This window comes from Gordonia sp. BP-119, from assembly GCF_016924115.1.
Taxonomy (GTDB): domain Bacteria; phylum Actinomycetota; class Actinomycetes; order Mycobacteriales; family Mycobacteriaceae; genus Gordonia; species Gordonia hongkongensis.
In genome coordinates, this window is the sequence record NZ_JAFFZF010000067.1 from 1 (window position 1) to 15115 (window position 15115).

A 15115-nucleotide genomic window follows, 5' to 3' on the forward strand; every position below is an offset into this window, starting at 1 on the left:
TGGGTGGTCGGGGGATTCCGCTGACCGGGTGATGGGTGGGGTGAATGGTGCCTCCACCGATCGGGGGACATGCGGTGGTGGTCGCGGGGCGGCTTCGAGAACGATGATCCGAGGTTGCGCCGGTTCGGGGTAGCGGAACGCGCAGGCAACTACCATCGAGGGATGTCGAACGCCGACGGCTCTCCGCCTCCCCGCCCGCGCGTCGCCGTCACGCCGCTGCGCCCGCAGCGGCCGGTCGAACGCTCCCCGGTCACTCGCTATGTGATCCTCGGCTGGTTGGTGTCGGTGGCCCTGGTCGTGGTGACCGTCGGCCTGACGCTGGTGTCGCTGAACGACATTCGGTCCGTCCTGGCCGCCGATCTCGTCCGGACCAATCCGGGCAGCGGGACCGATGCCGCACGCGCCGTGGACATCTCGTTGATGGTGGGCGGGGCGATCGCACTGGTCGTCGTGCTCCTCGGGCTGTACGGGTCCGCGCGACTCTGGGACAGTCGACGGTCCGGCCGGAGCACCCTGACGGTCGGCGCCGTCGTCGCGGTGGCGGGCGCCGTGGCCTTCCATCTCACGGTCAACCCGTCCGCGACAGCACTCTCCGACGCCGGTTTACCGGTTGTCGCACAGTGGGTTCCGGCGGCGGCCGCGCTTGTCGCGGTCGTCGCCACCGGAGCGTCCTACACCCGGTCGGTCACGGCATCCCTGCGCTGAAACCCTGGCCGCCGCTCCGGACCGCCTCACCGAGTTGGGCGACGATACCCTCGGCACTACGCACCGCGACCTGACATGCCGACGCCGAGGCCGGCGCGAGGAGCGGGTGGCCGGCACGTGCCCGCCAGGTCCGCGCGGCGTCGATCGCGGCGTCCCGCAGTGTGTACACGTCGGCGGTCGCGGGCAGTCCGAGGCGGGCCGCGGGATCGATGCCCGACCCGCCGATGAGCCGGGTGATCTCGGCCGTCTGATCAGCGGGGAGGTCAACGCCCCCGGCCCGGATGGTGCCGAGCAGACGCAGCTCGCGGAAACCGTGGACGTCCGCGAGTTCCCGGCGAACCGCGGCCCGGACGTCACGCGCCCCCGCCGACGATGACGCGGCCAGGAGGTGATCCATCGTCACCAGCGCCGAATGGGACTTGAGCTGGTCCGCGCGCTGCCCGAACTGGGTGTCGATGATGGCGCTCAACTCCGAGAGTCCGCTGCGCTCGACGAGTTCGGCGGCCAGCGCCGACGACGAGCCGGCGCCGAACCGGATGAGCGTGACCGCCATTCGGATACCGAAGGCGCCGAAGCGTTCGGCCAGCGAACGCCGCAGCTCGGCGGGTATGTCGGGCAGGATGTCCGGCCGGGAGAACCGGTCCATCGTCAGCAAGGCCGCCTCGAGGTCGGGTGCCGGGGTCGCGGCCAGCTGTGCCAGCGCGCGGAACTCGACCTCCCGCATGGTGCGGGCGGCGAGCGCCAGCAGTCCCGCCACCGGCACGACCGCCTGGCACAGGCCCGTGCGTTCGAGCTCGCCGGCGAACCGTCCGGCGATCTGGTGCGCGGAGATCATCGCATCCATCCGGCCGGCGCCGAGCTCGTCCGCCCGGGAGACGACGCCGATGACACCCAGCGGGCCCGACGATCCGCCGATGGCCGACCCGATGCGGCGCAGCATCGTCGTGTCGGTGGCGGTCAGCGAACGCAACAGGTAGACGACGGCGTCCACGCCGGACTGACCGTCGTCGGGGGTGAGGAGCCGGATGGTCGACGCGGACAACTCCGTCGACAACGATGCCGTGCCCGGGGTGTCGACGATGGTCGTCGACTGCAGGGCACGCGCGGGCCATTCGACGTCCAGGCGGTCGACGCGATCGGCGGTGAGCCGCCCGAAATCGAAGCCGAGCCGACCGCCGATGCGGGTGACCGGGATGCCCACCGCGCGACCGTCGTCGACGTGTGCGGTGACCGACGGCGACCGGCCGTTGCGGTACCAGGTGACGACCCGCGTGCACTCGGTGGCATCGGTGGGGGCGATGTCCTGTCCCACAAGGGCGTTCAGCAGCGTCGACTTGCCTGCCTTGAGCGAACCGGCCAGGGCGACCCGCACCGGCTGGTACAACCGGTGCGCGCACACGTCGAGCTCGGCCTGTGCGTGCGGGTCGTCGGCGAGGGCGGTGCGGGTGGCGTCGAGAAACCCTCGGACGCGGGCGATGTCGGTCATCGGCGCGGAAGCTCCGCAGCGGGCTCGTCCGGGTCGAGATGATCGGCCGCCTTGCGCAGCGCGGCGACCGCGGTGAGCCGGGACTCGAGTTCGGCGACGCGTCCGGATCGCTCCGAATCGGCGAGGGTCGCGGCAGACTGTGCGGCACTGAGGGATTCCGAGATCGAGCGTGCGGTCTGTTCCGCGACTGAGGTGAAGTGATCGCGGAGGACTCGATGGATGACCCGCAGCCGGTCGCGGGATTCCTTGCCGACCTGGAAGCTGACGTCGTCGGTGAACGCGCGCACCGCGACCTTCGCCTTGGCGCGACGTTCGAGGACCTTCGCCTCCTTGTCATCCCGGTACGCCTTGGTGCCCAGCAGCAGTCCGGCGCCCACGGACACCGGGTTGATGAGCGCCATGCCGACCATCGTCGAGATGAGTCCGAACATCAGCACACCGCCGTACGAACCGCGCATGCCGATCAACAGCTTCTGGGCGAGACCGACTCTGCCGCTGTCGAGTTCGGCGAGTTCGGCCACCGAATCGAGCACACCCGTCAGATCGGCGACGTCGATGTCGGGCAGCGAGTTCTGGCCGGCCGCCGCGAAGTGGTCGGCCACCCGCTCGGCGAGCCACACCGATCGCTCATGTGCCCAGACGAAGTTGTCACCGATGACGGCGGCGGTCTGATCGGCCAGCCACGCGCTCAGCTGTTCCCAGTCGACCCCCGGATCGCCCTCGTCGATGGCCCGCTCGGCTTCCCGGGTCACCGCGCGGAGACGGTCCCGCAGGTCGTGGTCGATGTCGGCGGCGAGGTCGGCGATCCCGTCGGCCAGCGTCTGCTGCCACTGAGCGGACTGACGCCGCATTGCCTCCGCGTCGGACTTGGCCTCCCGGAGCGCGCCGACGGCGCGGCCGGCGGTCTCCGGATCCCGCAGGGCGGCGAGTTCGCTGCCCAGGGTGAGCGCGAGATGTTCACTGACGACCCGCAGATCAGTGGCGACGGTCGTGCGGGTCGCCTGCCGTGCGGTGGACACCACGCGCTCGCGCAGGTACCGGTACAGATCGAGGAACCCGGCCTCCGCGTTGAGTTTCTCGTCGCCGAGCCGCAGCGCGTGGGTGCGGAGCACCGATGACACGGGCAACAACGGGATGTCGAGGCCGGCGGTCTGCAGATGGCTCCGGTCGGCGTCGACGACGGCGCGCCAGTGCGGGTACAGGTCGGTCTTCGTGATGAGGCACGCGATGGTCGGGCACAGTCCGGCGACCTGCTGGAGGAAGGACATCTCCGGCGCGGTGAACTCCTGGCTGGCATCCGACACGACGAGCACCGCGTCGGCTGCCGCGACCATACCCAGAGTCGCTGCGGCATAAGGGTGTCCGTGGCCGCCGACACCGGGGGTGTCGACGAGGACGAGGCCGTCGGCGAGCAACGGGCCGGGTGCCTCGATCTCGAGCCGGAGGACCTCGCGGCCACCGGCGAGCGGGGAGTCGGGGGTGATGCCGGCGATGGCGTCCATCGGCACCGGGATGCGATTGTCGGCGGCCGGGCCGTCGACTATCAGATGGGCCGACGGTTGCGTGGCGTGCGAGATGACCGTCGGCACCGCGGTCGTCTCGTCGTCGCCGACCGAGCACACGTCCAGGTTGAGCAGTGCGTTGACGAACGAGCTCTTGCCCTGTTTCAGCTGACCCACCACGACGATCCGCAGGCGGGGGTCGGTGATCCGGGTGCGCGCGCCGTCGAGGCGACTGACCAGATCGTTACGGCCCGCCTCCCGGGCCACCTCGGACATCGTGGTCAGCAGGTCGCCGATGGTGTTCGGCGCCTGTGTCCGTGCCGGGGTCGCCACTGCCGGGGCTGGGGCCGTGGCCGCGGGTGGCCGGGGCGGGGCAGCGGCGTGTGCCGGTGCGGTCGGGGCTGCTGCCTTCCACGTGGGGGCGGGACCAGGTGCGTCCCGATCGGCGGCGTGCCGGCCGACGCGAGGTGGTTCGGCGGGTGGAGTGGTCATGGTGTCCTCACGGTAGCGGTGAGTCGGCCCGTCCGGTCGGCATCGGCGGGGCTTCGCACCCGTTCGGGCGGTGCGTGCGAGCGCGCCGGGAGAAGGCGGGGCCGGACGAGGACCGCCCCGGGGCCGGCCCACGTCCAGGGTTGCTGGAGCGTGGGACGGTCCCGGGGCGGGTTTGCCGACGTGACCCGGTCAGTCGGCGTCGGGTCCGGCGTCCGGGGTGTTGACGCCGATCCCGGTGTCCGTGTCGCCACCGAGGCCACCGGTCAGGCCGCCGGTCAATCCGCCGGTGAGGCCGGCGGTCGTGTCGGCCACGCCGCCGACGGTCGAGTCGACCGCGCCGCCGACGGTGGTGTCGACCGCACCGCCGAGTTCGGCGCCGGTGTCGGTCACGCCGCCCAGGTCCAGGCCGCCGTCCGCGCCGGCACCGCCGCCGGCGTCGACGCCACCACCGACCACCGCGCCGCCGGTCAGACCACCGGTCACCCCACCGACGATGTCGGTGGTCGTGTCGAGGGTGCCGCCGACCCCGGTCTCGAGTGAGCCCGCGGCGTCGCCGACCACGTCCACTGCGCCGCCGGCCGTGCCGGAGATCGCGGTGGTCAGTTCGGAGGTGACCTCCGCGGGCAGCTCGGTGTCGAGCGCACCGCCCAGGCCGAGGTCGCCGCCCAGACCGAGATCCCCACCGAGGCCTCCGCCCACGCCTGCGCCGGCGCCGAGAGCACCGTCGAGAACCGGACCGGCGGTGGCGCCCAGATCGGCCTCGCCGCTCCCGGCGCCCAGGCCGGCGAGTCCGGTCTCGAGGGTCCCCTCCAGGCCGCCCTGCAGAGTGCTGTCCAGCCCGGCGACCAAGTCCGTGCCGGTCTCGGCGACGGTGCCCAGGCCGGCCAGTGTGCCCGCGCCCAGGTTGCCGGTGAGGCTGTCGACCACTGTGCCGCCGAGGGTTTCGGTGACCAGGAGCGGTCCGCCCACGGTGATGGTGCCCTCGGGGGAGAGGATGAGGCTCGGGTTGACGATCGCCTCGAGTTCGCCGGTCAGTGCCCCGCCCAGGCCACCCGTCGCCTCCAGGGTCGAGTCCAGGGTCGCGACGAGGCCGTCGGTGGCCGACAGATCCACGTCGAGTGCGGAGCTGAGAACGGTGCTGAGGGCTGCCGGGAGTTCGGCCCCGCCGGCCAGTTGGCCGGCCAGCGAACCACCCAGCTCACCGCTCAGTGCGGTCCCGAGGACGGCGCCGAGGGACGCGCCGAGGTCGGCACCCACATCCCCGCCCGCAGCCAGCACGGCCTCGAGGGTTCCGCCGAGGTCGGCGGCGGTCTCGGTCACCAGGCCCAGTCCCGCGCCGGCGTCGAGTGCGGCGTCCAGCGCCCCGCCCAGCTGTGTGATGAGGGCGCCGTCGACGCCGAGTGCACCGCCGAGGTCCGCGGCCAGCAGTTCGCCGACGTTCAGGCCGGCACCGGCGGCGGCGTCGAGGATGCCCTCGATGCCTGCGGCCGCACCCAGCACGCCGCCCAGGGTGGCGCCGAGCTCGCCCGCGAGCTCACCGCCGCCACCGACGATCGCGCCGAGTTGCGCGGCCAGGTCGGTGGCCAGTCCGCCCTCGAGCAGGCCGCTCAGGTCGGCGCCGAGGACGCCGCCCAGTTCGAGGGCGCCACCCAGGGCGGCCCCCAGGTCGGCGCCTGCAGCCGCGCCGAGGACACCGGTGAGCACGGTGCTCAGCGCGGTGTCGAGGCCGGCGCCGGCCGACAACAGTCCGTTGAGCGCGGCTCCGAGTTCGGTGCCGAGGCCGCCCACGACCCCGAGGCCGCCGCCGAGAGCGCCCTCGACCGCGCCACCGAGACCCGCGCCCAGTCCGGCACCGAGTCCCAGTCCCGCTTCGAGAGCGCCGCCGACGCCGGTTTCGAGCGCCCCGCCGAGACCGAGACCGGCGTCGATGGCACCGCCGAGCCCGGCAGTGAGATCGGCGGCCAGGCCACCTTCGAGGGCTGCGGCCAGCGTGCCGCCCAGGGCCGCACCGAGACCGGCGGCGGCTTCGCCACCGACTTCGAGGCCGGCAGCCAGAGCGCCGGCGAGAGTCGTGCTGAGATCGCCGCCGGCTTCGATCATGGCCTCGACGTCGACGATCCCGCCGGCTTCGAGGACGGATTCGAGCGCCGCGGCGAGCCCGGCCTGAGCGCCGCCGCCGACACCGAGGACGGCGGTCAGGGCGCCACCGAGGACGGCGTTCGCGCCGGCCGCGCCGGTCAGGACCAGTCCGCCGGTCGCCGCGGCCGTCGACGTCAGGGCCACACCGAGTGCGGTGCCGACGGAGGCGGCAGCGGTGCCGCCCGCGGCCAGGGTCGAGCTGAGAGCGCCGCTGAGGGTGGCGCCGAGTTCGCCGGACAGGTCGGCGATGGCCTGCGCGTCGAGCAGACCCGACAGCGTCGCCGAGAGGTCACCCGCGACATCGAGAGTGGAGGTCAGCGCGGCGGTCAGATCGCCGGACAGTTCGGCGCCGAGACCGAGCGCGCCGGTGAGTACCGCCGAGAGCGCGCCGCCCGCACCGAGACCGGCACCGAGCGCGGCCGCGAGGTCGGCGCCGAGTGCGCCGCCCGCGCCGATCGTGGCGCCGAGCAGACCGCCCAGCGTCGCGCCGAACGAGCCGGCGAGTTCGCCACCCAGTTCGAGCGCCGCCGACAGCTGCGCGGCGAGACCGCCCCCGAGTCCGAGCCCGAGGTCGGCGCCTGCGGCGAGGAGTGCGTCGAGCGAAGCCCCGAGCTGGGCGACCAGGGCGCCCTCGGCGCCGATCGCGCCGGCCAGCGTCCCGGCGATGACCGGTCCGATGCCTGCGGCGAGCTCGAGGCCACCGTCGACGACCGTCTCGAGCGCGGCTCCCAGCGCGGCACCGAACTGCGCGGCGATCGCGCCGCCGGCGCCCAGGCCCGCGGACAGCGCCGCGCCCAGGGCGACGGCCAGCTGGCCCGCGAGGTCGAGGTCACCGAATGCGATACCGCCGAGGTCGAGATCGGCCAGGGACAGACCCGAGAGGTCGATGTCGCCCAGCCCGATGCCGCCGAGGAGACCGCCGAAGTCGATGTCGCCCAGATCGATTCCACCCAGATCGAGTCCACCGAGGTCGAGGTCGCCCAGTTCGAGCCCACCGATGCCGCCGAGGTTCACGTCACCGAGGTTGACGTCTCCGCCGCCGACGTTGATGTCGCCGAACTCCAGGCCGCCCAGGCCGACTCCGACGCCACCGCCGCCGATCACGCCGCCACCGACCGCGCCGCCGCCGATCACGCCGCCGCCGACCGCCCCACCGCCGGCACCGATGATCGCACCGAGGCCGCCGCCTGCGGCCAGACCGCCTCCGGCGACCAGCGGGGCGGCTGCGGAGATGTCGGCGGGGGTGACGCCGGTGAGTCCGGCGCGATCGATCGCGGCCTGGGGATTGCCGCAGTAGGCGTTGAAGGATTCCTCGTCGCGAAGCAGACCGAGGATGAAGTCGAGTACCGCGTTGGTCGCCATGGCGTCGTTCCTTGCGTCGGGGAGATCGCAGTTCGATCCCGTGTCGAGTTCGACCGTATGGACTTCGGGGCCCGACGACATCGGGGTAAATCCCCAGTCCTGCCGACGACCGGGGGGTGGGTCATCCCCCCAGGGGGATTTCGACCGGGGACGGGGTCCGGGCGCCGCCGGCATAGGGGGGTCGGGAGTTTCCCCCTAATCCCCGGCCAGGGCTAACACCAGGGGGCCGGTCCGCGACACACTGGGTGAAGTGCGCCGCCGGGGCCGGGGCACGTGACATCGACGGATTGCCCGCACGACGCGGCACCGTCACCGCCCACCGTCTGCAGGTGCGAACAGGAGTGAGCGTCATGGCCATCGGGATCGGTGTGAAGATCGGGTCCGCGAACAGCGTGGCGGTAGCCGCCTCGGAACAGTCCTGGGAGGGCGCGGTCTCGGTCGAGACGTCCGCTCTGGTGGATGCCGACGACTTCCTCGGACGGGTCGGCGACCCGGTCCCGATGCTCGACGACCACGGCCGCACGATCGCGGCCGCCGACCTCTACGCCGACGCGGTCGCGGCGCTGGTCGCCCGGCTCGACCTCGGCACGAACAGCGTCGACTCAGCACCGTCCGACGACGTGCACCTGACCGTCGTGCACCCCGACAACTGGTCCGATCAGGCCGTCGACGAGGCCCGGGCGGCGCTTGCCGCCCACCCCGACTCGGTGCCGGCGGACGCGATCACCTGGGTGACCGAGTCACGGGCGACCCTGGCCGCAACCGAACACGCCGAGGGCGCCTTCGGCGACGGCGCGGTCGTCGTCTGCGATCTCGGCGCCGGGGGGCTCACCGTCTCCGTCCTGACCACCGGTTCCGATCCGGCCCCGATCGGCCGTCCGCTGCATCTGGACACCGTGAGCGGCAACGAGTTCGACCGTTTGCTGCTGGCGCACACCCTGCGGGTGACCGGTGCCGGCGCCGAGGTCGACGCAGGTCTGGCCGACCCGGCCCGGAACGGCGCGATCCTCGACGACGTGAACCGGCTGCGGGAAGAGTGCCGCCGGGCCAAGGAGTCCCTGTCGGTGGACACCGACACCGTCGTCGACGTGCGGATCGGGCAGGTGAGCACCGAGGCGCGGCTGGTCCGGAACGACATCGAGGACCTGCTGCGCGCACCGGTCATGGAGGCGGTTGCGCTGGTTCGTGAAGCGGTCTCCGCGTCCGCCGTCGGCCACGACTCGTCGGGCGCGCACGCGGCCCCCTGGATGAAGCCGGCCGGGGTGTCCGCGGTCCTGCTCGGTGGCGGCGGTGCGGCGATCCCGCTCGTCACCGAGATGCTGTCCTCGACCCTGCGTCTGCCGGTAGTCCTCGACCCCGATCCCGCGTCCGCCTCGGCAGCCGGCGGTGCGCTGATGGCCGGCACGACGCTCGCCGCCCGCCGGTCGGCGAGCGCGCCGGCCGCCGCCACGACCGCGGCCCTCGTCTCGGCCGCGCCCGAGGAGCGGCCGCTCCGCGAGATCGTCCCGGCTCCGACCACCCCGGTCGCCGAGCCCGCTCCCCGGTTCTCGCGTCGTAAGCGGGGCACCCTCATCACGGTCGGCGCCGCCGCACTGGCGCTCGTCACGGCAACCGGACTCTCCGTCGGCACCGGACTCGTCGGCTCGGTCGGCGAGGCGACGCCCCCACCCGCGGGAGCGGCGACCACCACGGCCACCTCGACGCAGAACCCCGGTGGCGCCCCGGGCACCACCGCGACCGGTGCGCGTCCCGGGACCACCGCAGCACCGGTGACCGGTACGGGAACCCGGGCTCCGGGCACCGCAACCGATGCGCCGCGGCGGACCGCGGCCGGCGCCCCGTCTGCGGGCGCCCCGTCTGCCGGCGCCCCTGCGCCCGGAAGCACCCCCGGCCGGCCTGCACCGGCGCCCGCGCCTGCTCCAGCGCCCGCACCAGCACCAGCACCAGCGCCGGCGCCCGCTCCGGCACCAGCGCCTGCACCGGCGCCGGACTACCCCGAACCGGACACCGGCGGTGGCGGCATCACCCCGGGCGGGGTCCTCGACGGCACCGGCCGGGTGCTGTGCGGCGTCACCGGCGTCGTCGGCATCGACTGCTGAATCCGTTGACTCCCCGGTCACCCCTGGACCGTTCGATGACCCCGACGACACCGGTCTCCACGATCGGTGACCGTCCGGACCCGTCCTCGGCCGCGTCGCGCACCTCGTCGTGGGTGGCGGGCATCGTCGATCGCGCGCAGGCGGGCCATCCGCTGTGCGCCGTGGCCGTCGGCACCCCCGGCAGCGGACGCTCGGCACTGCTGAACGCCGTGCACGAACAACTCCGACGACTGGACCTCCCGGTGAGTGTGGGGCTGCCCGTCGCGGACGGCGCGGGTCCCGTGTTCGTGCTGGCCGACGACATGCATCTGTGGCCGGTGGCCATGTTCGAGACCGCGCTGGGCATGCTCGACGCGGGAACGATCGGGCTGATCGCCACGATCGAACCGCGGGAACTGGACCCGAACGTCCGCCGGTTGCGCGACCGCGCCCGACCGTTCGGCGCGGTCCTCGAACTCGAGGCGCTCGGAACCGCCGATGTCCTGACCCGCGCGACCCGCGCCGGGCTGACCCTCGCGCCGACCACGGCATCGCTGATCCGTCGACGCTGTGGCGGTGCGCGAGCTCCCATCGACATTGTGCTGCGGGCGCTCCGGAGCACTTCGAGCAGCGCCTCGCGCGTCCTCGACGAGCCGGGGGCCGACGAAATCGCCGTCGTCGATCGGGTGTCCCGCGAGTGGCACCATCGGCTGCTGCGCGGACTCGATCCGCTCACGCTCGCGGTGCTGGCCCTCGCCTCGGTCCGGGCGCCCCTCGACCCCGACAGCGTCGCCGAAGCGGCGGGCACCGACCGAGCCGCCGCGCTCGAGGCGGTCGACCGGGCTCGCGGGTGCGGCCTGTTACGCGGCGCGGACGTCTTCGTCTCGGCTGCGGCCGGTCCACTGCGTGATGTGCTGGGAGACAAGCAGATCGACGAGCTACGACGCAACTCGGTCGTCGTCGGACTGCGTGCGACCGAGCTCACCCCCGACACCGCGCTGCTCGCGGCCGAGGCCGGTGTCGACGACCCGCGGATCGTCGACGCGCTGCTGGTCGGCGCGGTCGACGCGACCGCGGCGCGGGCGGTGGTCCTCCTGCAGGCCGCCGATCGGGTGGAGCCGGGGCGTGATGACGTCCGGCTCCTGATGGCCCAGCGTGCCCTGGCATCGGGGGATCTCGACGGTGCGGGTGCCGCGGCCGACCGTCGGCTGGAGTCGGCCGTACCCACAGACGAATGGGTCGCGGAGTGGGTGGAGCTCGCCGCCGCAGTCGCAGCGCGTCGCGGACTCGCTTCGCACGCCGCCGACCTGTACCGCTGGACGGGACCTGATCTTTCTGCATCGCAGTCATTGTCGGCTGCCGTCGCTCTGCTCGCGGTCGGCGACCGTGCGGCAGCCACGGCCATCGGCGCGGCCGATCGTGGCCGCGCGCCGGTGGCGAGTCGGGCCACACGGTCGCTGGTGGTCCGCGGGCTGCTCGCCACCCTCGACGACACGGCCGAGATGAGTCCCGGCGATGCGGTCGACGCCGTGGTCCGGGGGATCTCGGCAGGGGCGACATCATCCCGAGACCCGTCTGCGGCCCGAATTCTGCACGCGGCCGCCGCGGTGGCGTTGAACCTCGGCGACACCGTTGCCGCGCAATCGATCCGGACGGTGGCGGCGGAGCCGGCCCGAACCATTCTCGACGCCGAGGCCGCGCTCACCGTCGGCGATCTCGAAGCGGCGGCGCGTCTGCTCCCGACGGCGGAACCGCAGGGGATGTCCGAAAGCTTTCGGGTGCAGGCCATCCGGCTCGGGTTGGCCCGGCGCCACGGTGACCTGTCCGCGCTGTCGGCCGCGTGGCAGGACGGCCTGTCGCTCCTCGCCGCCATCGAGGTGGACCTCTACCTGCTGCGTCCGCTCGGCGAGTTCTGGATCGCCGCAGCGCGACTGGGTCAGATTCCCGCGATTGCGCGGTATGTGCACGCAGCCGACCGGTTGCTCGCGGATCTTGGCGACCCCCCGGCGTGGTCGGCGTCGTGGGACTTCGCGGGCGTCCAAGCCGTTGCCATCACGCGCGACCAGTCCGCTGTGGCGCACCGGTTGACTCGTCTCGACCTCGCCGCGGCGCAGAACCGCACGGCCGGGTCGTTGTCGACCGGTGCGCGCGCCTGGGTCGCGCTGAACGACGCCGGCGAATCAACGGAACCCGTCACCGCCGCCGTCGAAGCGCTACGGAGCATCGGATTACACTGGGAGGCAGCGCGTCTCGCGGGTATGGCCGCGTCTCGCGCCGACGATCCCGCGACCGCGGCCGGCCTCCTGGACACCGCTCGCTCGGCCGGTGAAGATCGGCGGCTGACTCCACAGGTCGGCGGGCCGCTCACCGGTCGCGAAGCCGAGGTCGCCCACGAGCTGCTGCAGGGTTTCACCTACCGGGAAATCGGTGAGCGCCTGTACATCTCGGCGAAGACCGTCGAGCATCACGTCGCCCGGATCCGACGCCGGCTCGACGCCGGATCACGGTCGGAACTGATGGCTGCCCTCCGCGCGGCTGGGTATCGGTAGGCAGGCTCGCGCCGCCTGTGCTGAAAACCGCCCGACAGCGGCCCGGCGCGAGCGATATGTTGTCTGTCCGTTTCTGTGGGGCGGTCTTCCGGGACGGAATGACTCAGTGCCACGGTCGAATTCGAGAACCGGCAGCAGATGATCACGGCTATGACCGAAGATCGGGGCGAGGCGACCGCCGCCTTCCTGGAGAAACGAGCACCGAGGTACCGACGACGATGACTTCTGACCTGTTCGATGTGAGTGGCAAGACGGTGCTGGTCACCGGCGGCACGTCGGGTATCGGGGCGATGATCGCCCACGGACTGCACGACCGCGGGGCACGGGTCCTCATCACCGGTCGCAATGACGACGCGCTGGCCGAGGCGCGCGCCGCGGGACTGACTGCGTTACAGGCGAATCTGTCGACGCCCGAGGGTGCACGAACCCTCGCGCAGCAGGTGGCGTCGGAGACCGACACCCTCGACGTCCTGGTGAACAACGCCGGCGCGACCTGGGGTGCGCCCCTCGAGGAGTTCCCGGACTCCGCCTGGGACCGGGTGCTGAAGCTCAACGTCCAGACGCCGTTCGTGCTCACGCAGACACTGTTGCCGTTGCTGACCGGTACTGCGACTGCCGAGAACCCGTCGCGGGTCATCATGATCGGCAGCGTCGACGGGATCCGGGTGCCGCGCACCGCGTCGTACTCCTACTCGTCGAGCAAGGCGGCCGTCCATCAGCTGACCCGGCATCTCGCGCGTGACCTCGGTCCGCGTCATGTCACCGTGAACGCCATCGCGCCAGGACCTTTCGAGTCCAAGATGATGGCGCCGATCCTGGCCGAGCTGGGCGAAGAAGTCGCGGCAGCATCGCCGTTGGGCCGTATCGGTCGAGCCGACGACATGATCGGCACGGTCGTGTACCTCGCCAGCCGCGCCGGCTGTTACCTCACCGGGACGGTCATTCCGGTCGACGGTGGGATTGCGACGACGCTCTGAGTCCACGAGTCCAATTGACGAAATACGGCACACAGTCAATGAAATTCGATGCACAGTCAATGGGATTCGGCGCACAGTCACCGGGAGGTGCGGAATAGGCAGATAGCCGGGATTTCCGGATTTAAAAGCGAACATGCGACATGGTCCACTGATGCACTGTGCGTGCAGGTCAGGTTCGCTGTGTAAAGGTGTTCCTCATTCAGATGCCTTTAATCGCGCTGGTATCTGATTAATCCCTTTGTTAGCTTGCGGGAGTTCGATGGACCCGAACGACAAAAGAGGAAAGAACCAGTGCGAAGAAATCTCATTCGTGTGACGACGGCTGGCGCGACCCTCGGGGTCGCGGCTCTGATCGCTCCCGCGGTGGCAACCGCAGCCCCCGTATCGGAGGCGAACTGTGCCACGGTCTCCACTCCGGCCAATCCGGCGGGGTGGGGCAACACGTTCGGTGACGAGCGCGGCCAGGCCGGCAAGGTGACGGCGACCAATGTTGTTGATCAGGACGGGTCTCTCGAGTTCGTGACGACAGAGCAGACACCGCGCCAGGCGTCGTACAAGAGTGCCGGGCAGCTCAAGCTGACGGAGGCCATCACGAAGCCGCTCACGTTCAACAAGTCCGACGGGCAGGCGAACTGGCAACTCCGCGTGACCGGGGCCAACACCGGTGAGAGCAATGGATTTGCGACGCTCGTCTGGACCGCGCCGGCTGGTGCGGGCAAGGCGGATGCCGGCGGATCTGACCAGTGGTGGTCCACCCGAGATCTCGGCACGATCAAGAGAGGCACCAACGCCACCCTGGATGATCTGGTGAAGGCCGCCAATTCAGAGGGCCACACCACCGTGGTCGACCACTACGGAATCTCCAGTCAGCCCAACGAAAAGACCGGCAAGATCAATGTCGACAACGTCTCGTTCAACGGCTGCACCACCAACTTCGCCGCATCGGGTGCCGGCGGAGCCTTCGGATCGCTGGAGAACATCTTCCCCTGATCCGTGAGTTCGACCCTGCAGCAGGCGCTCCGCGGCCGATGACCGGTCGCGGAGCGCCGCCGTCACGGCGAGAATGTCGCGACGGCCGGGCTAGTCGTACAGAACGGCTTCGCCGCGCTGTCGGAGAGCCTCCAGCCCTTCCCGGAACTGCTGGAGGTACTCCGGCGAATGTCCTGCCCAGTCGGTCATCTCGCCGACGATCCGGACCGGTCGGGCGCTCCGGTAGGAATGGGTGGGGTTGCCGGGAAACTTCTTGTCGGTGACGTTCGGATCGTCGTGTACGTCGTCCTGCGGTTCCACGACGTAGACCCGGGGGCGCCCGTCACCCACCGCCATCTCGGCCGCGAGCACCGCGCCGTCGAGCACCTTCGTCATGTAGACGTAGTTCGAGATGTGCTCGCGCCGGTAGTTCGATCGGTGACCGGGGGTCAGGAAGTCGCCCACCCGGAGGTCGGCGCGGGTGCCGTGGAAGTAAGTCCCGGACTCGTGCACCCGGAATCGTTCCGGGGTACCCGCCATGTCGGGGTGGTCTGCACTCTCGGGCATCGATGGCCTCCTGCGTCTCGGTCGTCGTCGAGCGATTGTGCACGGCCATCGGGGCCTTGCGGCAAGCCCCCGTTCCCGACATATGGTGGAAGTGGCGGGGTTCGGGGGCGAGCGACCCGCCCCCGAACCATCTCCTTCCTCCTTCTCACCACGCGTTCGACCTCACCACTGGTCGAAGCCGACGTTGACCTGGGGGTATCCGGTGTCGATGTGGTTGTTCATCCAGTAGTTCTGGGCGTGGGGTCCCCAGATGCTGCTCATGGCGGTGTTGACGTTGTGGGGGTGGTTG

At 71.6% G+C, this 15115-nt stretch carries 9 protein-coding genes; 5 read left to right on the plus strand and 4 right to left on the minus strand.

Annotation, left to right across the window (positions count from 1 at the left end; translation table 11 throughout):
- Positions 1–162: 162 nt before the first annotated feature.
- Positions 163–705, plus strand: a complete 543-nt coding sequence (locus JW364_RS23010) for a hypothetical protein (RefSeq protein ID WP_065631315.1) — start codon at positions 163–165, stop codon at positions 703–705.
- Here the strand turns inward: JW364_RS23010 and JW364_RS23015 are convergent.
- The 3 genes from JW364_RS23015 to JW364_RS23025 all read right to left on the minus strand — a co-directional run bounded on the left by JW364_RS23015 (position 686) and on the right by JW364_RS23025 (position 7686).
- On the minus strand, positions 686–2191 hold the full coding sequence (locus JW364_RS23015) for a dynamin family protein (RefSeq protein ID WP_205334429.1): 1506 nt from the start codon (positions 2189–2191) through the stop codon (positions 686–688). The two genes, JW364_RS23010 and JW364_RS23015, sit on opposite strands and share 20 nt — an antisense overlap.
- Entirely contained in the window at positions 2188–4185 is a 1998-nt protein-coding gene (locus JW364_RS23020; protein WP_205334430.1) for a dynamin family protein, read from the minus strand. Before JW364_RS23020 ends, JW364_RS23015 begins: the two co-directional genes overlap by 4 nt.
- A gap of 189 nt (positions 4186–4374) precedes the next feature.
- Positions 4375–7686 (minus strand): IniB N-terminal domain-containing protein, encoded by a 3312-nt coding sequence (locus JW364_RS23025; protein WP_205334431.1) that lies wholly within the window; start codon positions 7684–7686, stop codon positions 4375–4377.
- Positions 7687–8036: 350 nt separating this feature from the next.
- On the opposite strand from JW364_RS23025, the gene JW364_RS23030 reads away from it, so the two are divergent.
- The 4 genes from JW364_RS23030 (at position 8037) to JW364_RS23045 (ending at position 14280) form a co-directional block, all read left to right on the plus strand.
- Positions 8037–9785: an Hsp70 family protein gene (locus JW364_RS23030; RefSeq protein ID WP_205334432.1), complete on the plus strand. Its 1749-nt coding sequence runs from the start codon at positions 8037–8039 to the stop codon at positions 9783–9785.
- Between the two features lie 35 nt (positions 9786–9820).
- The gene (locus tag JW364_RS23035; protein ID WP_205334433.1) at positions 9821–12313 is read left to right on the plus strand and encodes a helix-turn-helix transcriptional regulator; all 2493 of its coding nucleotides are present in this window, start codon (positions 9821–9823) and stop codon (positions 12311–12313) included.
- A 218-nt stretch (positions 12314–12531) separates the two neighbouring features.
- A complete protein-coding gene (locus JW364_RS23040) occupies positions 12532–13290 on the plus strand; it encodes an SDR family oxidoreductase (RefSeq protein ID WP_065631311.1) in 759 nt (252 codons plus the stop codon).
- A 291-nt stretch (positions 13291–13581) separates the two neighbouring features.
- Positions 13582–14280, plus strand: a complete 699-nt coding sequence (locus JW364_RS23045) for a hypothetical protein (protein WP_374100870.1) — start codon at positions 13582–13584, stop codon at positions 14278–14280.
- Between the two features lie 90 nt (positions 14281–14370).
- Here JW364_RS23045 and arr read toward each other — a convergent pair whose 3' ends face one another.
- Positions 14371–14826 carry an NAD(+)--rifampin ADP-ribosyltransferase gene (arr, locus tag JW364_RS23050; protein WP_240199514.1) on the minus strand — a complete coding sequence of 152 codons (456 nt, stop codon included), beginning with the start codon at positions 14824–14826 and terminating at the stop codon, positions 14371–14373.
- Positions 14827–15115 lie beyond the last annotated feature (289 nt).

Coding starts and splice junctions, on each gene's coding strand:
- JW364_RS23010 (WP_065631315.1), top strand. CDS start 163: ATGTCGAACGCCGACGGCTCTCCGCCTCCCCGCCCGCGCGTCGCCGTC.
- JW364_RS23015 (WP_205334429.1), bottom strand. CDS start 2,191: ATGACCGACATCGCCCGCGTCCGAGGGTTTCTCGACGCCACCCGCACC.
- JW364_RS23020 (WP_205334430.1), bottom strand. CDS start 4,185: ATGACCACTCCACCCGCCGAACCACCTCGCGTCGGCCGGCACGCCGCC.
- JW364_RS23025 (WP_205334431.1), bottom strand. CDS start 7,686: ATGGCGACCAACGCGGTACTCGACTTCATCCTCGGTCTGCTTCGCGAC.
- JW364_RS23030 (WP_205334432.1), top strand. CDS start 8,037: ATGGCCATCGGGATCGGTGTGAAGATCGGGTCCGCGAACAGCGTGGCG.
- JW364_RS23035 (WP_205334433.1), top strand. CDS start 9,821: ATGACCCCGACGACACCGGTCTCCACGATCGGTGACCGTCCGGACCCG.
- JW364_RS23040 (WP_065631311.1), top strand. CDS start 12,532: ATGACTTCTGACCTGTTCGATGTGAGTGGCAAGACGGTGCTGGTCACC.
- arr (WP_240199514.1), bottom strand. CDS start 14,826: ATGCCCGAGAGTGCAGACCACCCCGACATGGCGGGTACCCCGGAACGA.